The following is a 25775-nucleotide window of genomic DNA, read 5'->3' as shown; positions in this document are numbered from 1 at the left end:
TTTCTTCATAAAAGATTTTACCGATTTCAAGCATACAGCTCTGAACAATACTAACTTTAGCGTATCTATCATTTCATTAATTGCATTACGGCGTGTTCAGAACTTTTAGTGCTGGTCTTATTATTCGGGTTCTGGCATTGGTTGGGGCCATTTTTGCCAGTTGTTATACATTTCTATTTTCTTTTAACTACCTGGTAGCGGTAGCCTTTCTGTTATTGATCTCGTTACAAACGTATAATCTATATTTCTATGTTGATGGTACAAACCGAAAACTAATCCGGTTTCTGGAGTCAGTGAGATGGTCTGATTTTTCTATTGGTTTTGCAGCAGATAACAAACTGGGTTATAGCTTTCGGGTTTTAAATCAACAATTTAATGAGGTGTTGGATGCATTTCGACAAGCTCGTGCAGAGAGAGAGGCTAACTTACAATATCTTAATGCTGTAGTTCATCACGTAAGTGTTGGGTTATTAGCCTTTGATACTGAAGGTAATGTAGAGCTTGTAAATAATGCAGCATTAAAATTATTGGGAATTTATCGGTTACGAACTTTAAGTGACCTTCAGAAAACCCATCCTGAACTGGTAGATTTGGTTCAAAAGCTCCGGTCTCAGAATAATGGCTTATATCAGACTCCCAGTGAGCAACAACTCTCCGTATATGCAACTGTAATACGTCTTCGTGGTAAAACAATTAAATTAGTATCTCTGCAAAATATTCAGTCAGAATTGCAACAGAAAGAATTGGAAGCATGGCAAAATCTGACACGGGTGTTGCGTCATGAAATCATGAACTCTATCACTCCAATTACCTCGCTCATTGCGACTATGCAGGATATTGTGACGTATGATCTAGATGTGAATTCTAACAATGGTGAAGCAGTAGGTGATCTTAAGGAAGCATTACGAACAATCGAAAACAGAAGTGTTGGGTTACTGAATTTTGTCAATGCCTATCGTAATTTTACCAATATACCCAAGCCTGATATGGCAGAAATGCAGGTTAGAGAATTAGTTGGAAGTATTGTACAGCTAATGCAAACAGATGCAAAGAATGCTGGTGTAAATCTTTCTTTTGAGATACAACCTGCTGATCTATCTGTATTGGCAGATAATGAACAGATTGAAATGGTGTTGATTAACCTTATCAAGAATGCAGTAGAGGCTTTAGCTGGAAAAGAAGGTGCTTTTATACAAATAAAGGGATATAAGGATGAAAATCAACAAGTCTCTATCGACATCGCAGACAATGGACCTGGTATCATTCCGGAAGCTCTGGAAAAAATCTTTATCCCATTTTATACTACAAAGAAAACAGGGTCAGGTATTGGACTTAGTTTATCCAGACAGATTATGCAAATGCATGGAGGTCTTTTAAAGGTTACTTCAGAAGTAAACGAAGGAACTACCTTTACTTTAAAATTTAATAGCTGATGCATTGAAGGTAAACTCACCTTCAATGCATCATATTTATGCGATTTCCGAGAGTTTGGTCTGCATTACACGTTCCAAATGGGCTTTCCAGAAAGAATATCCATATACTTTCCATCCATGACATCCCATCGGTAATTCGCTTAAGTCGTTTACAAATGGTTCAAAGTCAGGAGCTTTTTCACTTGGCAATTCAATGGCAAACTTATGAGCAACCCTTTCTGGAGCTACTTTAAAAAATGGATTCATTTGAGGTAGCCGTAGACTCCAGAATAAATCTTCAGTATAAACAATAGAAGTGTTTTTAATAATATACGAAAATCTGCGACTATTTTTATAGAAAGAAGATACCTTTCGCAAAGAGAACCCTCCATTTTGTGCAGGGAAGCGTGGAATCAGCCCGGATTTCCGTAATAACCTCAAAAGAGAAGAAGATTGAATATACTCTTCAACGAAAGACTTGTTGTAAATTACTGCGCCTATATAATCATAGTCTAGCTTACACCAATGTTCCAAGTCTGCCTTAAATGCAAAAGAGTCCAGATGCGCCAATAAGATATATTCGTAATCTAAAAATCGTTCATAATAATGAGGTGACACCAATAAACGTATGTACTGTTGATAACCTTTCCAGGTAAATCGTTCAAAAGAGAAATTAGAATGGCCCTGCTCTTTTCCAATTTGTTCATAGAAGTTTGTATCTAAGCCCTCCTGTGTCATAAATATAATAGGATATGACTCAAACAATCGGAAGTAATAGCTTAATACCTGAGTTTCATCGGCATTAGGTTGTAACTCATATATAGGTATTACGACTGCCACTAATTTCTGCATTTTCATGTATTCAGGAGATTGTAGGGTAGTTATGAAAACAATTAAGAGAAACAAGAACTGGCTATATAGTTCATCTTCTTATTTCTCTTAATTTTAATTATTTGAGATTAATTTGCCAAGCAACAGAAATATTTAATTTATGCAGCCACTGCGAAAAGATGTACCCGATGGTTTATAGGTGTAGCCCGATCATAAGGTACAGGTTCTTTATCTATTTCCCATTGCACCCATAGCTTATAGCTTGGATCAATATATGAGAGTAATTCCTGGATGCTACTACCATATCTTTGAATCATATCAGTATGTACTTCAATAACCAGTTTAGGTAATGTTTTGAGTAATCCCTGTGCTCCTTTTAAAACTTCTACTTCAAAACCTTCTACATCTATTTTCAATACGGTTGGCTTTAGAGCCAGATAAGAGTCTGCTGTTACCACATCTACATTGATTCCATTGTGTTCACTACCTTTAAGTATATAGGAGTTTGAACTGGAATGGGAAATCATAATTTTTCCAGGAGCCGCTCCTACTGCTTTGGCGATGACCTGTACGTTTTTTGCTGAATTGATTTCTAAATTCTTATGAAGGATACCCACATTGTCTGGATTAGGCTCGAAAGTCAATAGCCTTCCATTTTGTCCAATCCATTTAGATAGCAAAACAGCTGTAAGTCCATGATGCCCGCCACATTCAAGTACCACATCATTTTCTTTACAAATGTTATTTTTCACAAACTCCATCTCAGGCCAGTTCCAATCTTGTTGATTGGGATCACTGGATGGGTTAGAGTCAATATACCAGGATTCTCCATCTTTATTACCTACATAGAATTTAAAACGAGTTCCGTATAAAGTTCTTTCGACAATATAAGGGGTAAAATTGCGATTTTTGTAACGGAAAAGTGCCCTTTTTACACTTTCTTTCATATCCGTTCCAATTAAGTTACTCAAGGCTTGTTTCATATTATTTGCAAAGTTTAGGTTGAAAAATTAAAAGTGAATGAAACTACATAGCTATCATTATGCACTATTCTTTTATGCAAACTTTAAATTTAAATCAGAGACCTTTAAGAGATAAAATACTTTTATGATGGAACAGGAGTTTATGTTCCTTTAATAATAGAAAGGAGTTTATGTAAACATTCTTTATAGCAAAATGTATACATCAAAAAGGTTAGCTTCTTTGTAAGTACTATTTTGGGAATTTTCGTAGCAGAAAGTAGAGTTTCTATTCTTCAACTAACTGTTGCCAGAGTGTTGAATTGACCGAAAAAAATAAAGCTTCTGACAGGATTGTCAGAAGCTTTAGTAAAAGAATGATAGATTTTGTCTTAAATGTTAAAAGCTGTTTTTACATTATCTACATAATCTAGTTTTTCCCATGTAAATAATTCAACTTCTTTTTCTAGTTTTTTACCTTCAGGAGAAACAAATACTTTAGTTACTTTCTTAGGCTCGCGTCCCATGTGTCCGTAAGCTGCTGTTTCAGAATAGATAGGATTACGTAGTTTGAGACGGGTTTCTATTGCATAAGGGCGCAGATCAAAAATCTCTTCTACTTTTTTAGCAATTTCTCCATCTGTTAAACCTACTTTGGCCGTTCCATAGGTGTTAATATACAAACCACAAGGTTTTGCAACACCAATTGCATACGATACCTGCACCAGTACTTCATCACACAAACCGGCAGCCACAAGGTTTTTAGCAATGTGACGAGTGGCATAGGCAGCACTACGATCTACTTTGGACGGATCTTTTCCTGAGAATGCACCACCACCATGAGCACCTTTTCCACCATAGGTATCAACAATAATCTTACGACCTGTTAAACCTGTATCACCATGAGGTCCTCCAATCACAAACTTACCAGTAGGGTTGATATGGTATGTAATCTCATTAGTAAATAGTTTCTGAAGTTCTGGCTTTAATTTCGCCTTCACACGAGGAATAACAATATTAACTACATCCTGACGAATCTTCTTAAGCATTTCGTCATCTGAACCAAAGTCATCGTGTTGAGTAGAAACAACAATTGTATCAATACGTTGAGGTTGATTATCGTCAGAATATTCAATTGTTACCTGAGACTTTGCATCCGGACGCAGATAAGGCATCAGAGAAAGTTCATTGTTACGGATATAACTCATTTCCTGAAGGATCTTGTGAGCTAGGTCTAATGCAAGAGGCATATAGTTTTCTGTCTCTTTTGTTGCATAACCAAACATCATACCCTGATCACCGGCACCTTGATCTTCAGGATTTTTTCTTTCAACACCTTGATTGATATCTGGAGACTGTTCATGAATGGCAGAGAATATACCACAAGAGTTTGCTTCAAACATATATTCACTCTTGGTATATCCAATACGACGGATTACCTCTCTGGCAATAGTTTGTACGTCCAGATATGTTTTTGATTTTACTTCCCCTGCCAGTACTACTTGTCCAGTTGTTACCAATGTTTCACAGGCAACTTTGGATGTCTCATCAAAAGCTAAAAAATGATCAATAAGTGCGTCAGATATCTGGTCGGCAACTTTATCTGGATGTCCTTCAGAAACCGACTCGGAAGTGAATAGATACGGCATAGGTGATTAATAAAAGAATTTAAGAATGAAAGAATTACAAAATCAAGTTAAAATGAATATAAGAACAGGCTTACCTTATTAATTGTACAAAAATAATTTGAAGCAAGGATACAATTGCTACTTAGGAGGTATATGTGTTATTAAATTCTTACAAATCTAAGAGTATTTTTGGGAAAAATAAAAGAGCATATATGTTAGGTAGTTAAAATAAAACATCAATAGCCGCTTTGGTAAAAGTTGAAACAGGAACAGTTGACATAAGCCTGAGTTCTTCCGTAAATTTTGATTGTTCATCAAGGAAGTCAAAGATCCTTTCAATAGGATTATGCTGGTATAACTGGGTAAAGAATTTTGCTCCAGAATACCGCTTTTTTGTGAGGACATTCAATAGAATACTATCATATAACTGGAAGCGACTATGCATATTTGTTGATTTGGTTATTGTTTCTCCGCCTGTTTCCAGATTTCGAACTATAGTTTGCAAGTATCTTTGTGTACGGGCAAATGTGTAACCTGTCGCCGGACGCACATATCCTCCCGAAGTACCAATTCTGACAATAGTATTGTTTACTTGAGTTGCGACTTTACTATCACTCATAGGAATTATTCCAAATTCTTCCTCTTCTACTTTATATGTATCAATGTGTAAGGTTTCTTTTATATATTTTTTCAATTCAATAATATATTGTTCGTCTATTAATGTCTGAGGAGAGAAAATTGTAAACTCTATTAATGCTTTTGTTGTGCTAAAAGGTAGTATATAAAAGAAACGGGCTGCATCCCCATGTTGGTTAATACGAAAATCATGTAAGGTAGCACAGGATTCATTAAAGTAAGGAGTGGGTGTAGTAATAACCCATCCTTTGAAATGCTGCAGGAGAAAATGACTACCTGGCTTTGTGAAGTCAGGTTGAAAAATACTATCAAAAACGTAAGTTGCCGTAAAAGAAGTTTCTGGTGTTTGTACAATTGCTCCTTTATCTGTAGTCTTTATAGTAAGTATATCTTGTTGCTTGAAAGTAATGTATCGATGATTTGTTAATTGATCCCATATATAATGATAAAAGTCAATGCCCCTGATCATTTTGTAGAAATAATCATGCAGTTGATAACGTTTGGAAAAATCATCACCAAAAAAATCCAGCTGCTGCCATTTTCTATAAACTATCTTTTCAAATGGATTTTTTTCTCCTCTTTCCCAGAAACACCAGGTCCTGTCATTGTGCATCCTCTGCTCCTTATCCAAAATCAAAATCTTCTTATTTTTTAACACATTTGATTGGCTTAGATAATAAGCCAGGCTAAGTCCTGCCATACCGCCGCCTGCAATAATATAGTCAAAGTGTGTATCTGAGTTCATAGTGCCAATTTTCGCGAATGAAATTTATTTAAGAATCAAAGCTATCTGTTTTAAACTGCTTTACCCACTAAAGGTTTTGACGATGACTTTCTATTGAAGAATTATCAGGATAAATTAAATAGGTATGATAAGGTGAACTATATAGTGATCAGGTTTAATGCACAGTTATTATAGCTTTAACTATGAATATACTTATACTCTTATCTGAGACGATTTTTAATGTCAGGCCAGGTATGTTTTACATCCATAGAAGTATGTTACCTCTCTTCCTCTATTTACTCCAATACTATATTCAAGTTTATATGTTTGTGTAAATCCAGTCGACGTGTGTTTTATTCGTTGTTCTTCTGTAAATACAACTCTTTCTTTGGAGAAAGATGCGTATTTCTTAATTTTACCCAAATCCTAACCTTTTATTATTCAACAAAACCATAAACCATGAAGAAAACTCTACTGGTACTGGTCGCTGCCGGAATTTTCAGTATTCGGGCATGGGCACAGCCAACCACTTTTCCACGTAATGGAGTATATGATGAACGCCCTCAGTTATATGCCTTTACCAATGCAACCATCCATACAGACTATCAAACTGTTATTAGCAATGCCACTTTAGTGATTCGAAATGGAGTTGTAGAGTCAGTGGGTGCAGGTATCACAGTCCCTACTGGTGCTGTTGTGACAGATCTGAAGGGCAAACACATTTATCCTGGTCTGGTTGATATTTATTCCGATTATGGAATGCCTGAAGTCAAAAAAGAGGGATTTAGCTGGGGTGCATTTTATCTTCGTCCTCCTCAATATGATTCTGGAAAAAAAGGAGCTTATAACTGGAATGAAGCAATACGACCTGAAAATTCTGCTGCAGACATATTTGCCATTGATGCAAAGAAGGCAGAAGAATTGAGGAAATTAGGCTTTGGCGCCGCTTTAATTCACAATCCGGATGGCATTTTCAGAGGAACAGGTGCTGTAGTACATCTGGGTACAGGAAAAGAAAATGAGGTGTTGTTAAAATCAAATGCATCAACCCATTTCTCTTTTGACAAAGGTTCTTCCAAACAAATTTATCCGGTTGCATTGATGGGGTCTATTGCTTTGATACGTCAAACATATCTGGATGCAGACTGGTATAAAAAGGGGGGCAATAAAGTGGAAAGAAATTTGTCTCTCGACGCCTTTAACCAACAACGGGCTTTACCTGCTTTCTTTGAAGCTAATACACGTCTGAATATTCTGAGAGCAGATAAGATTGGAGATGAATTTGGCATTCAATACATTATTAAAACAAAAGGTGATGAATATGCCCGTCTGGATGAGATAAAGGCAACAAATGCTCCTTTGGTTGTCTCACTGGACTTTCCCAAGCCATTTGATGTAGAAGATCCGCTGGATATGGTAATGGTACCTTATGAAGATATGAAACACTGGGAACTTGCACCCTCCAATCCAGCAGCATTGGCAAAAGCAGGTATCCCTTTTGCTCTTACTGCTGCAGACCTGAAAAATAAAGCCGACTTCTGGGCTAACCTTCGAAAAGCTATAGAATATGGACTAGATGAAAAAATAGCATTGAAAGCTCTTACGGTTACTCCTGCAACACTCCTGAAAATGGATAATCAGATTGGCTCTTTGAAAAAAGGAATGATAGCTAACTTTCTGATTACTTCGGATAATCTGTTTGGCAAAACTACTGTTATTTATGATAACTATGTAGCAGGAAATCGTTACACAGTTACAGGTATGCCAGATGTTGATATTCGGGGTGAGTACACTCTGGCTGTAGGTGGTCAGAATTATAAAATGACTATTGCAGGTATGCCAGAGAAACCAGAAGTAAAAATTGGGGTAGCAGATACTGGCAAAGCTGTAGCAAAAGCTGTACTAAATAATTCTCTCATCTCAATTTCTTTCAAAGCGGATAAAAAAGATAAAGCAGAAATCCGCCTTACCGGATGGCTTACAGGAAACAATCTGAAAGGCGAAGGGATGCTGACAGATGGTAAAGCTGTAAAATGGGTGGCAACCTACAGTGGAGCCGTAAAACCTGAAGCACCCAAAGAAAATAAGGCAGACACAAAGAGTGCTGTCGCTGATTTAGGAAAAGTAGTATATCCGTTTATTGCTTTTGGTGTAGAAGCTAAGCTGAAGGCAGAGGACATGTTAATCAAAAATGCTACGGTATGGACTAATGAAGCTGAAGGAAAACTGGAAAATGCAGATGTATTGATAAAAGGAGGTAAGATAGCTCAGGTTGGAAAAAACTTATCTTCCGCCGGAGTGAAGGTTATCGATGGTACTGGTAAACATTTGACGGCAGGGATCATTGATGAACACTCTCACATTGCTACAGAGTCAGTTAATGAACTCCAGGCAAGTACAGCGGAAGTGCGTATTGGTGACAATGTAGATTCTGAAGATATTAATATTTATCGCCAATTGGCGGGTGGTGTTACTACTTCTCAGATTTTGCATGGTTCTGCAAACCCTATTGGAGGGCAGTCTGCTTTGATTAAGCTTAAATGGGGTGAAGGTCCGGAAGAACTGAAGATTAAGAATGCTGATGGATTTATCAAATTTGCCTTGGGTGAAAATGTGAAGCAGTCTTCTTCTATGACATCCACTCGCTTCCCCCAAACACGTATGGGAGTTGAACAAGTGATGATGGATGCTTTTATACGTGCCAAAGAGTATGATCAGGCTCTGAAGAAATATAATCCTAAAGATCCAAATGCTGTACCAGTCCGACGTGATCTGGAATTGGACGCATTAGCTGAAATCCTGAATCAGAAGCGCTTCATTACCTGCCACAGCTATGTACAGTCAGAAATCAATATGCTAATGCATGTAGCAGATTCTCTCGGATTCAAAATCAATACATTTACACATATTTTAGAAGGATATAAAGTTGCTGATAAGATGAAGTCACGCAATATTAATGCATCAACTTTTGCCGACTGGTGGGCATACAAGATGGAGGTGCAGGATGCCATTGCTTATAGTCCTACATTGATGAATAAGGTTGGTTTGAATGTAGGAATCAATTCTGATGATGCAGAGATGGCACGTCGATTGAATCAGGAAGCCGCTAAAACTGTAAAGTATGGTGGTACAACAGAAGAGGATGCTTTGAAAATGGTAACATTGAATCCTGCCAGAATGCTGCATCTGGAAAACCGTATAGGAAGTATTAAAGCTGGTAAAGATGCTGATCTGGTGTTATGGAATGGTCATCCATTGTCTATTTACTCCCGTCCGGAAAAAACCATTATTGAAGGTACAGTTTATTATGACCTGGAACGTGATATCAAAATGCGTGAAGAACTGCAAAAAGACAGAGCACGTATTGCTACCAAAATGCTAGCAGCTAAAGCAAGTAATCCGCAAGGCGCCCAGATGCCAACACCAAAAGTAATGCGTCACTACCATTGTGATAGTTTATTTGGAAATGAAGGTACTTGTGGAAAGGCAAAAACATTTATGGAAGTGAATTTTTCGGAATAATAGAAACAGGCTAATGGCTAATAATTTATTCGTTAGCCTGTTTTGCTTTTTTAGAAGTAAGTTCTACAGAAAATTAACTATTTAAAGATCGTTTTTTAGAATATTTTTGGGTTTTAAAATCACCACCGTTTTAAAAGATACCCAATATGGAAGTTAAATTATTATCGTACACAGTACCCTTATTTGCATTCTTTATTGTATTAGAAATAGTCATTAGTGCATGGCTGGGCTATCGGGCCTACCGCACCAAAGACACGATTGTGAATCTTGCTTGTACATCATTGAACTTTGGCTTTGATGTATTGATGAGAGGTGTGCAACTGGCAGTGCTTACGTTTGTGGCTGTCTATTCTCCTTTTCACTGGCAAAAGACCTGGCAGTATTGGGTGTTGCTTTTTCTGGCAGAAGATCTGGCTTATTATACTTTGCACGTGGTAGATCATTATTGTCGGTTTTTCTGGGCTATTCATATTACCCATCATTCTTCAGAGCAGTTTAACCTGACAGTGGCTATTCGTTCTTCTGTATTCCAGCCTTTGTATCGCTTTTTCTACTTTATCCCATTGGCTCTGGTAGGTTTTGAGGCATTGGATATATTGTTTATGTATGCAGTAAGCCAAACCTACGGATTCTTTGTACATACGGAGATGGTTGGTAAACTGGGTATATTGGAATACATATTGGTTACCCCTTCGCATCATCGGGTGCATCATGCTTCTAATGAAAAATACTTGGACAAAAATATGGGTATGGTATTGATTATTTGGGACAGGATTTTTGGGACATTCAGAGAAGAAGAAGAAAAGCCCGTTTATGGAATTACTACCAAAATGGAGTCAGATAATCTGTATGAGGTAGTGACCTATGAATGGAAGCATATGTTGAAAGATCTACAACAGGATATTTCCTGGAAGCAAAAGTTAAAATACATATTTGGCAGACCTGGCTGGCGACATGATAAGTAATCAGATTAAACAACTCTAGATTTTATATGACTATCGAACTTCTCAAAGGCGATATTACAACAATAGCTGTAGATGCCATTGTAAATGCTGCCAACAGTTCATTGTTAGGAGGTGGTGGAGTAGATGGTGCTATTCATAGAAAAGGAGGTAAAGCTATTCTGGAGGAGTGTATTCAGATTCGGAATCGTCAGGGTGGATGTGCTACAGGAGAAGCAGTATACACAACAGCTGGTAATCTTCCTGCAAAATATGTCATTCACACAGTAGGACCTGTATGGAATGGCGGAAGTAATAAAGAAAGCCAGTTATTACAAAGTTGTTATCTGAACTCACTACGTATTGCCAATGAACTTACTCTAAAAAGTATTGCATTTCCTAACATCAGTACAGGAATCTACCATTATCCCAAACAACAGGCGGCAGAAATAGCTATACATGCCGTACAGGCGTTTGGAGAAGAAGAAAGTTCTTTGGAACAAGTGCTATTTGTGTGTTTTGACAACGAAAATTATCAAATATATCAGAAGATATTGTTAAAGTAGAGTTGTATCAAAGAGTACCAATCAACTACTGTTAAACATAGTTGCCTAACCTAACATACTTAAACCAATACAATCATGAAGAAAATTTATCTTTTGCTTTGCTCTGGATTGCTGTGTGCTGCATCTCTTCAGGCACAGCCCCCTATTATCGCGAAACCGCAATCCAAAGCCATCGCTTTGAAAGGTGCTACCATACACATAGGCAATGGTCAGGTTGTAGAGAATGGAGTTGTGGTATTTGAGAATGGGAAAATTTCAGCAGTTGGTAACGCACAGACAAGTACTGGAAGTGCAGAAGTGATAGATGCAGCAGGTAAACATATTTATCCAGGAGTGATAGCACCTAATACCAATCTGGGTCTTGACGAAGTTAGTGCAGTGAAAGCAACTCAGGACAAAGTAGAAACAGGAATGCTGAATCCAAATGTACGTTCTTTGATTTCGTATAATACAGATTCAGAGCATATTTATGTTACACGTGATAATGGTGTTTTGATTGCTCAAACAGTTCCTGAAGGCGGTGTGATTTCGGGTACATCTTCTATTGTGCAATTAGATGCATGGAACTGGGAAGACGCTGCTTATCGCAAAGATGATGGAATCTGGATGACCTGGCCTGCCATGTTTTCAATGGGAGGGAGGCTAGAAGCTGGCACAGTCAAAAAAAATGATAAACGTGGAGAAGTTATGGGGGAGTTAGATCGTACATTTAAAGATGCGTATGGCTACTCACAGATTAAAAATCCAAGTCCTGTAAATCTAAAACTGGAAGCTATGAAGGGGTTGTATGATGGTACAAAAACCTTATTTATTCATACTGATTATGCAAAAGAGATTGTAGAGGCTGTCAACTTTGCAAAATCTCACAATGTGAAGAAATATGTGATAGTAGGAGGAGATGATGCATACCTGATTATCGATTTTCTAAAAGAGAATAATGTACCTGTATTGTTAAATTCCCTTCACCGTTTGCCAGGTCGTACAGAAGAGGATGTAGATATGCCTTATAAATTACCTGCTATCTTGCACAAAGCAGGTATCCTGGTAGGTCTGGCTTACGAAGAAACACCTTACAACTACCGGAATGTACCTTTTATTGCTGGTCAGGCTGCCGGTCATGGACTTTCAAAAGAAGAAGCACTGCAAATTGTGACACTTAATAATGCTAAAATTCTGGGAATAGATACACGTACTGGTACTCTTGAAACAGGAAAAGATGCTAATATCGTTGTTTCTACTGGTGATCTACTGGATATGCGTACAAATAATGTAACAGAAGCTTTTATTCAAGGACGGAAAATTGTTCTCGATGACAAACAGAAACGATTGTATAAACGTTTCAGTGAGAAATACGGAAAATAAGCTATACAAAAAATAATTCATCAGAAAGCCTGCTTCTAAACAGGCTTTCTGTGTTTTATAGGATAGTACACTATCGATACATTTGTAAGTATCGTTGTAGCTCACGGGCATTTGAAGAGAAATCAAATGCAGATGATACTATGTAGTAGCTTTGCTTATCACAGGTACGTTCATATACACGTTTGGCAAATTTTAATCGGTTATGATCAAAGCTTAATAACCGCATCAAATCCCTTACATCTGCTGACATAATATTGGATCGCATAAGGGCAGTATGTATAATGGCAATTTTGTCTTCATCAAAAGAAGTTTGTTGCACAGTTGCCTTTAAACGGTTAGCTTCTTGTTGAGATAAAACTGGGAAAGGGTTATTACAATCACAAACAATAGTTCCTGGACGAGAATAACCATTTTGTGAAGGTTGTTGATTATAACTCGGCTCCTGAGAATACCTTTGATGTCCATATCGTTCCAGATTATGTGAACTCAACTCTTCATCTGTATAGGTTTGGTTGCGGGATATGGGTTGGTTCGTTATGATTTCTGTCTCATTGGTCCAGTGAATCTGTGCCGTTTTATTGACAACAATAATAAAGTAACTTGTCTCTTTCTGGTTGAGTAAGGAGATGTTGCTTTGCATATTGTATACTTCTCCATTTATAGTTGCCGTAATACGAGCAGTATAGGTTTCAGCATTTAGGTTTACAAAGCGGATATATTGTTCATCTTCCAGCGTTTGGTTATTTATAACAACTTTCAATTTATAGCCGGAAGGAGCAGCGAAGGTTACATTTGCCTGGCTAAAAGCCGTATAAACTGATACGAAGAATATACATAGTGTATTAATAAAGAGTCTCATAGTTTATCAGATTTTTGCAGTAGATTACTACAGAGACTGGATCAAAGTATATGCCAATTTCTATGAATAGAGACTCTCATGTACATATAAAGTGACTAAAATAGATGATTCTACAAAAATTGTAGATAGTCACATATAATCCTTATATGAAACTTGATTTGTAGAAAGGTGCCTGTATAAAAAAAGGCCTGTCTCTTATTGTAAGACAGACCTTCCTATAACCAATCACTCTGGTTGATAGCAGTTTTATGCCATTTGTTTCGAATATTCTTTTCTCGTCTCCTTGTCTTTTATACTTTCATTGAGATATCTCTGCACAATCTCCGCTGTCATCTTTGTTGTGTGGTCATGGAGAAAGATATCAAAGTGATCTGCAGGAACATCATGTACAGAGAGTCTTCCTTTTACCAGTTTATTCCAGCCAAAGCTTACATTTTTTAGAAGACGGGTTTCATTATTCAATGAACGAACTAGCACCAGATCTCCTTTATATGGTTGCATATGGTAGTTATAATGTGCTACATAACAAGCTGTACGTATCTTATCTTCTGTTTCTACCAATTTGTCATTCAATTCGTCAGATTTCATATGCTCGGCCTTCATTACCGGAATTGGTTGTTTGTTAAGTTTTGAATCAACCTTCTTTTTTAGTTCCTGTGTAAAAGATCCTATTTCCTCCTGCATTACCTTCCATTTGTTTGTATCCTTATAATATGTCCTATCTAATGGATTAGTAAGGAACAAAAGGGCATTCTTTGCCAGATAAGGCAATTGTACACGTGAATTAAACGGAAATCTGGCTGGCGGATAAGTATCAAACATAAAAAGTTGATTTACTTCATATCCACGAGAGGTTAGAATCTGAGCCATTGCATAAGCAACAGACCCTCCTGAAGAGTATCCGGCAAGGTTATATGGTCCTTGGGGTTGTACTTCTAATATCTGCTGAATAAAATATTCCGCCATTTCTTCATTTGAATTTAATGGCTCTGTTTTTCCATCCAGCCCTACTGCCTGCAAGCCATATACTGGCTGATCAGGGTCCAGATATTCTGCTAAACGATATACATATTCAATTCCTCCGGAATTGGGATGTGTACAATAGATGGGAACTTTGGAACCTTCTTTTCGAACAGGTACAAGACATTTCCACGCATCACTTAAACTCTGATTGAAAATGAGCTTCTTCAGATCTGCAATAGTTGGATGAGAGAATAAGATGGAGGTAGGCAGGCGATTACCTGTTTGACGCTCAATTTCTCCAATGACACGAGCCGCCAGCAGGGAATTACCTCCTATCATAAAGAAGTTATCATGAATGCTAATGTGCTCCAGCTTCAATACACTTTTCCAGATTTCCCGAATTACATACCCAAGAAAGGTTTTGGGTTCTACATGATTACCTTCATGTGTAGTCAGTTCTTCTGCTGTTGGAGGTATTACTTTTCCATCAGCATCCAGTAATCCCAGTAGTGAAGGTAATAAGCGTCTCTGAACCTTGCCCGTAGGACCTTTAGGTATCTGATCAACAAAAATAACCCGTCCAGGCACTTTATAGTGAGCAAAGTGCTGTGCAACAAATGCCTTTACATCCATAGCTGTTAGTATACTGCCCTCTCTTTTTACAATAGCTACAGCAACATCCTCTCCCAATAATTCATGAGGTATTGAAAATGCTGCTACCTCTGCCACACTTCCATGTGTTATCAATAAATCATCCAGTTCTCTAGGTGAAACTTTCTCGCCTGCTCTGTTGATAATTTCTTTTATACGGCCTGTAATGAAGAAATAACCATCTTCATCAAAATATCCCTGATCTCCAGTTCTAAACCAACCATTAATAAATGCAGATGCATTTGCCTCAGGGTTATCAGCATAGCCTTGGGTCACATTTAGTCCTTTCGCCACAATCTCTCCAGGTTGTCCAGCAGCTAGAAAATTTCCATTTTCATCCATAATAGCTACTTCTGTCCCCGCTGGAATTCCTACGGATCCTGTTTTACGGGCTCGTGGGGGCATAGGATTGGAAAGGATATGTGATGCCTCTGATAAGCCATAAGACTCCACTAACGGAACTCTAAAGGTACTTTCTATCGCGTTTAAAACACTTGGACTTAAACTTGCCGATGCTGATCTGATAAATTTTAATGTATGATTTTTGATGATATCCGGATAGAGGCCTGCTCTTTCCAATATGGCTTGGTGAACAGTTGGGCCTGCTGTATACCAAGTTGGATAAGTATCTCTCAGATATTCAAAGAATGTATCAACCTCAAATCCGTTTGTACAGATAATGGTACCACCATGTACCAAAGTGGTGAACAAAACCCCGATTAGTCCATGTACGTGAAATAATGGTAAAACGTTCAAGGACCTATCCTCTGCGGTAAGCTCCAGTGTTTGTGTTGTATTCCACCCTGCCAGATAGATATTACGGTGTGTTAAAGGAACAATTTTAGGGCGAGAAGTAGTGCCAGATGTATGGAGCACCATTGCTACATCTTCTAGATCAGCATAAGGCGCTGTTTCTGTAACCCAGTCAATATTTACGAAGTCAAATGCACCTGCAGGCGCATCTGGGTTAGCTTTAATCTCAATAACAGGGATATTTTTTTCCTGTGCTACCTGACGGGCTATAGTATCAAAGCCTTCATAGGTAAATAACGCCTTTACATTAAGGTCTGTAAAAAAGAACTCAAACTCTGAATGTCTGTAAGTTGGATTCATTGGAGCGCAAGTTGCTACCATCGTTAATGCCAAAAATGCCACTTTGGTTTCGGGAGTAGTAGGCATAATCATGGCAATGCGATCATTGTGACGAATTCCTAAGGAATATAAAACGTCAGCTGCTTTTTTGGAATGGAGGTAGGCTTGCTGATATGTAAGTGACTCTCGATTACGTGCAAATAAAAAAACTTTGGTTGGTTGATGATTCGCTTGATGTTTTAGCAGATTTTCTACAGATAATACTGTAGGAATAGTTTCGGGTTTCATAATCAAAGTTTAAGAACGTTAGACGGGGTATGATTACACAAATCAGTAACTTATCAAGAGTAAATCTATGTGTCTATTGAAGAGAGGCTAGGTTGTAAGCAATAGTTGGAAATAATACATTTTCACTTTCTAGTGAACTTCCATTTTTAACATACTAAAATTACTTCTGTTAAAACAAGATCTTATATTAATTTATTATTAAATGCTTGAAACATAAGTACAATAAACACCACTAATTAATATACTGAGCTTCATTTAGGTAAACACTTTTAGTTTAAAAAGTGAAAAGATCTTTGAAATCTTACATTGCTGTTGCTTGGAGTATGAAAAATAGATAAATGATTACGCTTAGCTAACTTCTTACAATCATATTTTTGTATCTGGCATTTGAAAAAAATTGCTAGAATCATCAACTACTAACACCCAGTCATTGCCTCTGAATTGTTCTCCTGGGGCTTTGAAGGTTTTATAATTCTGACCAGAAAATTTACCTATAATAGTGGTAACTCCTGTCTTGGGATTAAACCACCAGGCAAATAGTTGTTGGCCTGAAAGTCTACTTAGATTTATTTCTATAGTTTCACCATTTGGAATATACACAAAGGCAAAACTTCCATCAGAAGCCAGAGCAGCTTTTACATGGTTATTTTTTGAAGCTGATACAATTATCTGATCTGGTAATGCTAATTGCCAGGGACGTGATTCAAATAACTGACGCATATATCCCAGTTGGGTTGCACCTGGATGTTTTAAAGCATCTTTCCATGGAGTATGTGCCTCAGATATAGGTTTGCGATCTTTTTGCCAGAATTGCCAGATATTGTGATTGCCGTAGGTATGTCCACATGCACCTGATAACATAGACCAATAGGCTGCCTGCCGGACATCGAAGTCATCGAAATATCCATTCTCTATCCGCCAGTTCACAGGGTGATCTTCATAGCGAGGTTCCCCATCCAGGACAGGCTTTGTAGGTGTTTTGTGGTAATCATTTAGAGTAAACTTGTAATTAGGAAGATCTCTGGCCACATGTCCGGACTGAAACATATTAAAGTCCAACCAAAGATCATTATGGAACACTTCCGAAGACGTGTGATCTCCCATAGGATGAAAGGTTATCAGTTGTGTATTTCCTATCACATTGCGAATACCGTTTGCCATTGCACAAATAACTTCTTTATGATTTTCAGTCTCTATAGGACGATCTCCCCCAAGTATCCATATAATTGGATAATCTTTATAGCGATTGGCAATCCATATTCCGTATAACCGGGCATTCTCAACTGTAAATATTTCAGGTCCTGCACCCCATTTTTTATTCCATTTATCTCCCCAGGTAGGTAATAGTCCTGTGAACAAACCAAGTGAGGCTGCCTTCTGTATTATGTAGTCAACATGCTCGAAATATTTTTCATTGGGTGTGGTTGGATTATTATTGAGTAAGGGTAGGGCTCCATAAGGGTTTGACACAGTAAGTCCCTCCAATTCTGCCAAGGCCACTGCCTGTATAACTGTAAATCCTTTATTAGCACGATCCTGAAGATACAAATCAGCCTCATCTCTGGTTAATCTGTGAAACAGTTCCCATGCGGTGTCTCCAAGATAAAAAAAAGGTTCACCATTGGAATAAGTCAAAAAACGCTTGTTTGTACTAACTTTTAAATGTTTGGATTTTTCTGAAAATGACATGTTTACTAAGGAGTGGTTATCAGGATAGAATCAAAACAAGTTAGTTCGATATAGTATGAAACAATAGGATTTGTCTGAGGAAAGAATACAATTGACTAAATTTACCATTTTTCATAGCATTTGTTTCCTCAATTCATATTTTAGTTATTTGTATTAATTATTTACTATCTTACTAAGATACCATTTTTCTTGCCAGTTAGGCATATATCATAATCTGATGTTATCTTTTCCAAATGCTAAAATTAACCTGGGTCTTCATATTACAGAGAAAAGACCAGATGGCTACCATAATCTTGAATCCTGTTTTTATTCTGTCGGATGGACGGATGTACTTGAGATTATAGAATCTGACAAACTAACTTTTACAAGTTCAGGCATCTCAATTCCGGGTAACCCAGACAGCAACTTATGTATAAAAGCCTATAATGCGCTGAAAAAGGATTTTAATTTGCCACCTATACATATTCACTTACACAAAGTTATTCCAATAGGGGCTGGATTAGGAGGAGGGTCAGCTGATGCTGCGTTTACGATTAAACTGCTGAATGAAAAGTTTGATATGAAGCTTAGTCCTTCACAAATGGAAGACTATATACGACCTATTGGAAGTGACTGCGCCTTTTTTATACAAAATTATCCTCGTTATTGTTATGATAAAGGAGATCAGTTTGAAGAGATATCAATATTTCTTAAAGGATATTATATAGTATTAGTTTATCCTGCTATTCATGTATCTACAGGAGAAGCATATGCAGGCATAAAGCCTCAAAAGCCCTTTATGCCTTTAAAACAAGTGCTTGCGCAACCCGTAAGTACCTGGAAAGATAGACTGGTTAATGATTTTGAGAGCGGAGTTTTTGCTCGTTATCCTGTCTTGGCAACTGTGAAACAGACACTTTATGATAAAGGCGCCCTATATGCTGCTATGTCAGGTTCTGGCTCCACTGTTTTTGGCATCTTTGAAAAAGAAGTTTCTGTTAAAGAAATATTTCCATCCGAATACCTGATATGGAGTGGATTTCTTCAACAATGATTTATTCTGTGACACAGAGTTTGCCGAAAGTCTGGATTACTATTGTAACTTAGATAAAATTTGTAAAGCATTTCAATGGATTTGAGAGGGTCAAAATGCATGATTTACTGATTATCTGTATCCATACAGCCTAATGAAGAAACTTCTTTTACTATTTCGCTGGTTGTTATTTCCTATAGCTTGTGTTTATGCAATAATCACGACACTTCGCAACTGGCTTTATTCCAAAGGAATATTCAGATCCCATTCTTTTCCGGTTCCTACCATTGTAGTCGGTAATTTAACAGTTGGAGGGACCGGAAAAACTCCTCACACAGAGTATTTAATCCGATTATTGAAGGATACTCATACATTGATAATCCTTAGCAGGGGATATGGGCGTAAAACAAAGGGATTCCTTATTGCAGATGACAATACGAAACCACAACAAATCGGTGATGAACCCATGCAGTTTTTTCGCAAGTTTGGCAAGGAAATTACCGTGACAGTAGGAGAAGATCGGGTGGCGGCTATTGGAAAGATTTATCGCCGGATAAAGCAGACTGTTAGAAATACCCAACACACGGCATTGAATTCTCCACTTATTTTGTTGGATGATGCATTTCAGCACAGACCTGTCAAACCTTCCCTTTCTATTCTGTTAACAGACTACAATCGACTATTTTACAATGATCTGTTATTGCCGACGGGTAATCTGCGAGAAACCCGAATAGGTGCACGAAGAGCCGATGTCGTAATTGTAAGCAAATGTCCTCCTGATTTGCCCGATTCTGCCCGACAACAGATTTCCTCAAAAATCCGCAAATACACAAAGCTTACTACACCAGTCTTTTTCTCCAGCATTCGGTATAGTGCTCCTCTGCCATTTTCAGAATTTTCTAGAAATATATTCTCCAATCAATTGATACTCGTATCAGGAATTGCCCAATCACATATTCTAGAAGAGTATATAAAACAAAATTTTGATTGTAAGGCGCATCTGGATTTTAAGGATCATCACAATTATACACAAGCTGATATCACAACTATACAAGCTGCTTGTCAGAAAGCAGGTGTTTCAACAGTATTGACAACCGAAAAGGATTTTGTTAAGTTATCACAACTGGAGTTGCCACCTGAAATTTCCTTTTTCTATTTGCCTATTGAGATCTATTTTTTATTTGAGGAAAAAGAGAGTTTTAATCAATTGATCGTTAATTAAATAATCTGTCAGTTTTATGCAAATCCCTTTTCACATTGTGGATGTATTTGCCGAGAAGAAATACGAAGGTAATCAGCTGGCTGTTTTCGAGCACGAAGGGCAACTCAACAAGATACAAATGCTTGCAATAGCAAAGGAGATCAACTTTGCCGAAACTACCTTTATCAATAGGGCTGTTGATAGTTCCAATGGTTTTGAAGTAAGGATATTTACACCTGATCAGGAGTTGCCATTTGCCGGACATCCCACACTGGGCACTGCTTATATCATTCGTGAAGAAATTCTAAAGCAATTAGTAGCCCAAGTAGTATTATCCTTACAGGTAGGAGTCATTCCCGTTGATTTTACAGACAATGTGCTTTGGATGCAACAAATAAATCCCAGCTTTGGGCAGATGTATTTAAAAGATGAGGTAGCTGATTTTCTGGGTTTGACTCCTGATGATATTTTATCAGACTTTCCTGTAGAAGAAGTATCAACAGGAATTTTATTTCAGATTGTGCCATTACGTAATCTGGCTGCATTGAAATCTATTCAGGTAGATCTGGCAAAATTTCTGAGATTTCTGCAACATTATAACCGGCACATGGGTACTAGCAGAATGGGGTGTATGGTGTTTACACAGGAAACGTATGAACCAGACAATCATATTAGTAGCAGAATGTTTTACCCTATGAATAACAGTATGGTAGAAGATGCCGCTACGGGTAGTGCGAATGGTTGTTTATTAGCCTATTTGCTTAAAAATCAGGTGTTGAGTAAGAATTCTCTGCAAATCCGTGTAGAACAGGGATATGCTATGTCCCGACCATCTTTGCTTTACCATGATGGAAAACGGCTGGGCAGAGACCAATATACGATTCGTATCGGGGGAAAAGTACAAAAGGTCTCACATGGATGGTGGGACGTATGAGGTAAGAGAATAGTAGAACTTCTAAGGATTATTACATAACAGCTATGTCACATAAACTGCACCATAATACACAGTGGGTAGGAACTCCTCCCGGTACCCTCATTTACATTGGGGATAAACCTGTAGGGAATGTTCGGATAAGTATACATACATATAATCAGGATCGTTTTCAAGTCACTGAAGTTACACATCTGGAGCAATGTTTCCCTAACCATGAAAAAGGGCTAGTGAAATGGGTAGATATGGATGGTATTCAGAAAGTGGAGGTAGTGAAAGAAGTGGGAAATGCCTATGGCCTACATAATCTGGTATTGGAAGATATTTTAAACTCCCAGCTTCGCCCTAAGATAGAGTTTTTTGACAATTATGTTTTTGTGTTGTGCAAGATGCTTTCGTATGATGATAAGAAGGGTGAGGTACTTATTGAGCAAGTCAGTTTTGTACTGGGGGATCACTATGTGCTATCGCTGCAGGAGGTGCCAGGAGATGTCTTTGATCCCATACGGGAACGTATTAAATCTAATGGTAGCAGAATTCGTCGGGGAGGAGCTGACTTTCTGCTGTATTCATTACTGGATGTGATAATTGATAATTATTTTCTGGTACTTGAAAAGATTGGCGAGAAACTGGAAGGCCTGGAAGAAGAGATAAGCCAGTCTCCTTCTCGTCAGAATCTGGCTATATTGTATAAGCTAAAGCGCGAGTTGATCTTTGTTCGTAAGGCAGTATGGCCTATGCGTGAGATTATCAATACCTTGTATCAGGACGAAGGCCCTCTTATTGAGCAAGATACAAGGAAATATCTGCGAGATGCCTATGATCACACTATTCAGGTAATTGATACACTGGAATCGTATCGGGACATAGCAGCCGGATTACTGGATGTGTATTTATCTGGCCTAAGTAATAAGACCAATGATACCATGAAGGTCCTGACCATTATCTCTACCATATTTATGCCTTTGACTTTCATTGCAGGTGTGTATGGGATGAACTTTGATAATATGCCCGAATTACACTTACGCTACGGCTATTTCTGGACTTTAGGCGTAATGTTTGTTTGCTGTCTTTGTATGATTGCCTGGTTTCGAAGGAAGAATTGGTTGTAATACCTTGGGCTATATTTACTCCAAAATATATTTTAGGAGAAGTGGATGTCTTTGAATATCCATTTATTCAAAATAAGAGGTACAATGTACAGGCAGAAACTCTTCAGATAGTTATTCGTCTTTAGTTTTGAAAAGATATTATTTTTGTAGCGAGATACTATAAAGCGGTAATCTGAAAATGAAATGATGCAAACTGAAACCATACCCAGCCAGAACGTCAGACGAAGCTTCTTCGATACCAAAATCGAATTCCTGAAAGGGGTTGGTCCTCAAAAAGCGGCTATCCTTAATACCGAACTACGTATATTCACCTATGGTGATGTTATTCAGTATTATCCGTTCCGACATGAAGATCGTACAAAATTCTATACAATTCGTGAGATGTATGAAGGGATGCCCTATGTGCAGATACGAGGCAAGGTGGATTATGTAGAAGAAACTGGAGAAGGAAGTAAAAAACGTTTGATCGCCTATTTTGTTGACAGTACAGGTGAAATAGAATTACTGTGGTTTCAGGGAATTCAGTGGCAGGCAAAGAACTTAAAAGTTAAACAAGAATATATAGTTTTTGGCAAGCCTCAGTTTTTTAACGGGAAGTATAGTGTTCTACATCCTGAGATGGAGCTATATGACCCTAAAGCTGTACAGCCAAGTGGAGGGTTGCAACCTGTCTACAATCTGACAGAAAAGCTTCGTAAGAAGTTTGTAGGAAGTAAGCAAATAGCGCAAATGGTGAGGCAGGTGCTGGATCAGGCAAGTAGTCATTTGCGGGAAACGCTACCTGAGAATATAATTCAGCGCCGACAACTCATATCCAAGATGGAAGCCATGGAGAGTATTCACTTTCCTAAGACAGTACATGCATTGGAGCAAGCCAAGAACCGACTCAAATTTGAAGAGCTTTTTTATATTCAGTTAAAGCTGTTAAAGCAAAAGCTGATTCGAAAAGTTGAGTTTCCTGGACAAATATTTAAAAATTCGCCAGAAGGTGATACATTCCTGAATGTCTTTTACCGCAAACATATTCCCTTTGATCTGACAGATGCACAGAAAAAGGTAATCCGTGAAATTTACCGGGATATGAGTTCCGGTAAGCAGATGAACCGCCTTTTACAGGGAGATGTAGGGAGTGGAAAAACCATTGTTGCCTTTATTTGTATGCTGATGGCAATAGACAATGGTGCTCAGGCCTGTATGATGGCACCTACAGAGATCTTAGCAGACCAACATTATAATGGACTGAAACAGTTTGCGGATATGCTGGGTATTCGCATTGGCTGTCTGACAGGCTCTACGCGTGCTGCTGCCCGACGTGATATTCATCAACAGCTACAATTGGGAATGATGAAAATCCTTGTGGGAACGCATGCTTTGCTGGAAGATGTAGTACAATTCAAAAATCTCGGCCTGGCTGTTATTGATGAGCAACACCGCTTTGGTGTAGCCCAGCGTGCTCGTTTGTGGCAGAAAAATGAGAGTACCCCCCCACATGTGTTAGTAATGACCGCGACACCAATTCCACGTACACTGGCCATGACTTTGTACGGAGATCTGGATGTTTCTGTGATAGATCAGCTTCCTGCCGGACGCAAGCCTATTAAGACTGTACATCGGTATGATGCACATCGCTTGCGTGTGTTTGGGTTTATGCGAGAACAATTACAACTGGGGCGTCAGGTTTATATTGTGTATCCATTGATTGAGGAATCAGAGAAGATGTCGTATAAGAACCTGATGGATGGCTATGAAAGTATTGCGAGAGCTTTTCCGGAATATCAGATTAGTATTGTGCACGGAAGTATGAACTCCGGAGATAAAGACTATGAAATGCAACGCTTTCTGAAACACGAAACACACATCATGGTTGCTACTACCGTAATAGAAGTAGGAGTGAACGTGCCTAATGCCAGTGTAATGGTAATAGAGAGCGCAGAGAAATTTGGACTAGCCCAATTGCATCAGCTTCGGGGACGTGTGGGTCGGGGAGCAGAACAGAGTTATTGTGTATTGATGACCGACTATAAGCTAAGCAAAGAAGCTCGTACCCGTATTGAAACCATGGTACGTACGACAGATGGCTTTGAGATTTCGGAAGTTGACCTTCAATTACGGGGTCCTGGTGATCTTTCTGGCACACAACAAAGTGGAGTACTAGATCTATTAATCGCCGATCTTGCCAAAGACCAATACATCCTACAGGAAGCAAGAGATGCTGCGACTCAGCTATTAGAAGCTGATCCTGATCTTTCTTCACAGCAAAATCAACCTATCCGCCGCCATATAGAATCACTTCGCAAAGAAGAAACCAATTGGAGCAGGATAAGTTAAATACAGGAAAAGGAAATAATTCCTTTCCTGGGTTAGGTTAATAATGTAAGATGTTTTTCCAATTGCTTGAGATCGACAATGATATCATCTGTGCCACAGTAGCTTTCTTTGCCAACTCCTTTACATTCTATACGCAGATAGTCAACATTCATTGCATCGGCCAGATTATAGAAGGCATCCTGCTGATGTTCCCAATGAATAATGTCTGTAAGTAAGGTAGCCTGAGAGGAGTACAATAGGTTGCTAAAGCCTGCTCCATGAATGCCTGCTATCTTAGAAGCATTAGTAAATAATTGTATTTGTTCTGGTAGTGTAAGTTCTTCCAGGTATATTTTTTCGTAACCTAATAGCTCAAAAAGCTGAAATACCTCTGCTTCATTGATTGCACGTCTGTATTTAGCCTTCTCTCTACTGATGAATAGTTTCTTTGTTACTTTTTGAGGCGCTATTCCTTCCTTACTCCGAATCCAGTTTCCCAGCTGTGTAACGACAGCTAACCGATGTGCAAGTCCTCGAGCTGTATGCATAGGTAGCCAGAGTTTTTTTGCCCAGACAATCTCATCATCTTTTACACGCACAATCTCACGAAAGGAAAAGAAACGAAGGTATTCGTCAATGAATCGTGGTGTTTTTTCGTGAAGGAGTAATGTAAGAGAAGGGGCTTTTTCCCGAATGCTAAACAAACGAGGCAAAGCTTCTGTAGTCCAGTGATAATAATTGTCATAGTAGGCATTATGGGCAATTACACAATCTGCTGACACACGTTTTACTTTGCCTAAAAGAAGCTTTTTATAAAAAGTAAGTGCATTCTTGTTTTTAGTAAACATAGAATATACGGATTCCTGTATAATACGTCCATTTTTGAATACAATTCCATAAGGCGAGACCAGGGCATTACTCAGTTCACATAGATAACATGCAGGCAATGTTTCTTCCAACCGGATGAAAGGTTCCTCTGATTGTGAAATTTCTTCGTAATTTAGCGGTGCACGACGAGTAATGGTTTCAGACTCGTATACTACTGTTTTTTTCAAGTCTCAGAACTTTAAATTTTATCTTCAAATAACG

Annotated in this window: 18 protein-coding genes; 10 read left to right on the top strand and 8 right to left on the bottom strand. The window is 38.2% G+C overall.

What is annotated here, in order from left to right; translation table 11 throughout:
• Nucleotides 1–92 precede the first annotated feature (92 nt).
• A complete protein-coding gene (locus tag QNI15_RS10860; RefSeq protein ID WP_314031749.1) occupies nt 93–1433 on the top strand; it encodes a sensor histidine kinase in 1341 nt (446 codons plus the stop codon).
• Between the two features lie 36 nt (nt 1434–1469).
• Here QNI15_RS10860 and QNI15_RS10855 read toward each other — a convergent pair whose 3' ends face one another.
• The 4 genes from QNI15_RS10855 to QNI15_RS10840 form a co-directional block, all read right to left on the bottom strand.
• A complete protein-coding gene (locus QNI15_RS10855) occupies nt 1470–2270 on the bottom strand; it encodes a DUF5672 family protein (RefSeq protein WP_313995257.1) in 801 nt (266 codons plus the stop codon).
• A gap of 131 nt (nt 2271–2401) precedes the next feature.
• Nucleotides 2402–3226 (bottom strand): FkbM family methyltransferase, encoded by an 825-nt coding sequence (locus QNI15_RS10850; RefSeq protein ID WP_314031748.1) that lies wholly within the window; start codon nt 3224–3226, stop codon nt 2402–2404.
• A gap of 368 nt (nt 3227–3594) precedes the next feature.
• Nucleotides 3595–4851 (bottom strand): methionine adenosyltransferase, encoded by a 1257-nt coding sequence (gene metK, locus QNI15_RS10845; protein ID WP_314031746.1) that lies wholly within the window; start codon nt 4849–4851, stop codon nt 3595–3597.
• 202 nt (nt 4852–5053) lie between these two features.
• A complete protein-coding gene (locus QNI15_RS10840) occupies nt 5054–6211 on the bottom strand; it encodes a lycopene cyclase family protein (RefSeq protein WP_314031745.1) in 1158 nt (385 codons plus the stop codon).
• Between the two features lie 438 nt (nt 6212–6649).
• Here QNI15_RS10840 and QNI15_RS10835 point away from each other — a divergent pair, with 438 nt between their 5' ends.
• The 4 genes from QNI15_RS10835 to QNI15_RS10820 all read left to right on the top strand — a co-directional run bounded on the left by QNI15_RS10835 (nt 6650) and on the right by QNI15_RS10820 (nt 12581).
• The gene (locus tag QNI15_RS10835) at nt 6650–9712 is read left to right on the top strand and encodes an amidohydrolase family protein (protein ID WP_314031744.1); all 3063 of its coding nucleotides are present in this window, start codon (nt 6650–6652) and stop codon (nt 9710–9712) included.
• Between the two features lie 146 nt (nt 9713–9858).
• Nucleotides 9859–10677: a sterol desaturase family protein gene (locus QNI15_RS10830; RefSeq protein ID WP_313995244.1), complete on the top strand. Its 819-nt coding sequence runs from the start codon at nt 9859–9861 to the stop codon at nt 10675–10677.
• A 26-nt stretch (nt 10678–10703) separates the two neighbouring features.
• Complete coding sequence (locus QNI15_RS10825) at nt 10704–11219, top strand: O-acetyl-ADP-ribose deacetylase (protein WP_313995240.1); 516 nt, start codon at nt 10704–10706, stop codon at nt 11217–11219.
• 75 nt (nt 11220–11294) lie between these two features.
• Nucleotides 11295–12581: an amidohydrolase family protein gene (locus QNI15_RS10820; protein WP_314031743.1), complete on the top strand. Its 1287-nt coding sequence runs from the start codon at nt 11295–11297 to the stop codon at nt 12579–12581.
• Nucleotides 12582–12651: 70 nt separating this feature from the next.
• On the opposite strand, the gene QNI15_RS10815 is transcribed toward QNI15_RS10820, so the two are convergent.
• The 3 genes from QNI15_RS10815 to QNI15_RS10805 form a co-directional block, all read right to left on the bottom strand.
• Entirely contained in the window at nt 12652–13440 is a 789-nt protein-coding gene (locus QNI15_RS10815) for a DUF4476 domain-containing protein (RefSeq protein WP_314031742.1), read from the bottom strand.
• A gap of 246 nt (nt 13441–13686) precedes the next feature.
• Nucleotides 13687–16434, bottom strand: a complete 2748-nt coding sequence (locus QNI15_RS10810; RefSeq protein ID WP_314031740.1) for a non-ribosomal peptide synthetase — start codon at nt 16432–16434, stop codon at nt 13687–13689.
• Nucleotides 16435–16800: 366 nt separating this feature from the next.
• Nucleotides 16801–18123 carry a glycoside hydrolase family 140 protein gene (locus tag QNI15_RS10805; protein ID WP_314031738.1) on the bottom strand — a complete coding sequence of 441 codons (1323 nt, stop codon included), beginning with the start codon at nt 18121–18123 and terminating at the stop codon, nt 16801–16803.
• A 217-nt stretch (nt 18124–18340) separates the two neighbouring features.
• Here QNI15_RS10805 and ispE point away from each other — a divergent pair, with 217 nt between their 5' ends.
• The 5 genes from ispE (at nt 18341) to recG (ending at nt 24707) form a co-directional block, all read left to right on the top strand.
• Nucleotides 18341–19156, top strand: coding sequence for a 4-(cytidine 5'-diphospho)-2-C-methyl-D-erythritol kinase (gene ispE, locus QNI15_RS10800; RefSeq protein ID WP_314031737.1), 816 nt, complete (start codon nt 18341–18343; stop codon nt 19154–19156).
• Between the two features lie 133 nt (nt 19157–19289).
• Nucleotides 19290–20357, top strand: coding sequence for a tetraacyldisaccharide 4'-kinase (gene lpxK / locus QNI15_RS10795; protein ID WP_314031736.1), 1068 nt, complete (start codon nt 19290–19292; stop codon nt 20355–20357).
• A gap of 16 nt (nt 20358–20373) precedes the next feature.
• Entirely contained in the window at nt 20374–21270 is an 897-nt protein-coding gene (locus QNI15_RS10790; protein WP_314031734.1) for a PhzF family phenazine biosynthesis protein, read from the top strand.
• Nucleotides 21271–21314: 44 nt separating this feature from the next.
• Nucleotides 21315–22379, top strand: coding sequence for a magnesium/cobalt transporter CorA (corA, locus tag QNI15_RS10785; protein WP_313995221.1), 1065 nt, complete (start codon nt 21315–21317; stop codon nt 22377–22379).
• A gap of 183 nt (nt 22380–22562) precedes the next feature.
• Entirely contained in the window at nt 22563–24707 is a 2145-nt protein-coding gene (gene recG, locus QNI15_RS10780; RefSeq protein WP_314031733.1) for an ATP-dependent DNA helicase RecG, read from the top strand.
• Nucleotides 24708–24739: 32 nt separating this feature from the next.
• Here recG and QNI15_RS10775 read toward each other — a convergent pair whose 3' ends face one another.
• On the bottom strand, nt 24740–25741 hold the full coding sequence (locus QNI15_RS10775; RefSeq protein ID WP_313995215.1) for a glycosyltransferase family 61 protein: 1002 nt from the start codon (nt 25739–25741) through the stop codon (nt 24740–24742).
• Nucleotides 25742–25775 lie beyond the last annotated feature (34 nt).

The organism is Xanthocytophaga flava (assembly GCF_030068545.1).
GTDB classification, from domain to species: domain Bacteria; phylum Bacteroidota; class Bacteroidia; order Cytophagales; family 172606-1; genus Xanthocytophaga; species Xanthocytophaga flava.
The sequence above is the reverse complement of the archived record's forward strand: the minus strand, read 5'-3'. Positions and strand labels throughout refer to the sequence as shown.

Coding starts and splice junctions, on each gene's coding strand:
- QNI15_RS10815 (WP_314031742.1), bottom strand. CDS start 13,440: ATGAGACTCTTTATTAATACACTATGTATATTCTTCGTATCAGTTTAT.
- QNI15_RS10835 (WP_314031744.1), top strand. CDS start 6,650: ATGAAGAAAACTCTACTGGTACTGGTCGCTGCCGGAATTTTCAGTATT.
- QNI15_RS10830 (WP_313995244.1), top strand. CDS start 9,859: ATGGAAGTTAAATTATTATCGTACACAGTACCCTTATTTGCATTCTTT.
- QNI15_RS10825 (WP_313995240.1), top strand. CDS start 10,704: ATGACTATCGAACTTCTCAAAGGCGATATTACAACAATAGCTGTAGAT.
- QNI15_RS10820 (WP_314031743.1), top strand. CDS start 11,295: ATGAAGAAAATTTATCTTTTGCTTTGCTCTGGATTGCTGTGTGCTGCA.
- recG (WP_314031733.1), top strand. CDS start 22,563: ATGATGCAAACTGAAACCATACCCAGCCAGAACGTCAGACGAAGCTTC.
- QNI15_RS10855 (WP_313995257.1), bottom strand. CDS start 2,270: ATGAAAATGCAGAAATTAGTGGCAGTCGTAATACCTATATATGAGTTA.
- QNI15_RS10840 (WP_314031745.1), bottom strand. CDS start 6,211: ATGAACTCAGATACACACTTTGACTATATTATTGCAGGCGGCGGTATG.
- QNI15_RS10790 (WP_314031734.1), top strand. CDS start 20,374: ATGCAAATCCCTTTTCACATTGTGGATGTATTTGCCGAGAAGAAATAC.
- ispE (WP_314031737.1), top strand. CDS start 18,341: ATGTTATCTTTTCCAAATGCTAAAATTAACCTGGGTCTTCATATTACA.
- QNI15_RS10805 (WP_314031738.1), bottom strand. CDS start 18,123: ATGTCATTTTCAGAAAAATCCAAACATTTAAAAGTTAGTACAAACAAG.
- QNI15_RS10850 (WP_314031748.1), bottom strand. CDS start 3,226: ATGAAACAAGCCTTGAGTAACTTAATTGGAACGGATATGAAAGAAAGT.
- corA (WP_313995221.1), top strand. CDS start 21,315: ATGTCACATAAACTGCACCATAATACACAGTGGGTAGGAACTCCTCCC.
- lpxK (WP_314031736.1), top strand. CDS start 19,290: ATGAAGAAACTTCTTTTACTATTTCGCTGGTTGTTATTTCCTATAGCT.
- QNI15_RS10810 (WP_314031740.1), bottom strand. CDS start 16,434: ATGAAACCCGAAACTATTCCTACAGTATTATCTGTAGAAAATCTGCTA.
- metK (WP_314031746.1), bottom strand. CDS start 4,851: ATGCCGTATCTATTCACTTCCGAGTCGGTTTCTGAAGGACATCCAGAT.